Genomic DNA, 215 nt, shown 5'->3' with positions numbered 1-215 from the left:
CACCCCGCCGGTCAGCGGCCCCGCCCGCGTCAGATCCTCGGCGAGCAGCCCGGCCCACTCGGCCCCGACCCGTACGTCGTCGTCGAGGAAGACCACCCACGGCGCGCCGGTCGCCGCGAAGCCGGTGTTGCGCGCGGCGGCGGGGCCCCGGCCGCCCGAGCGCAGCAGCGTGACGGGCCTGCCGCCCACCCCGGGCACCTCCAGCGGCACGGGGT

At 80.5% G+C, this 215-nt stretch carries 1 protein-coding gene; it reads right to left on the bottom strand.

The window, feature by feature from the left end; translation table 11 throughout:
* The coding region (locus G3I42_RS36775; protein ID WP_343244762.1) for a glycosyltransferase at positions 1-189 on the bottom strand (189 nt) is incomplete at its 3' end.
* Positions 190-215: the final 26 nt, after the last annotated feature.

Source organism: Streptomyces sp. SID11385 (genome assembly GCF_010548245.1).
Taxonomy (GTDB): Bacteria; Actinomycetota; Actinomycetes; order Streptomycetales; family Streptomycetaceae; genus Streptomyces.
The sequence above is the reverse complement of the archived record's forward strand: the minus strand, read 5'-3'. Positions and strand labels throughout refer to the sequence as shown.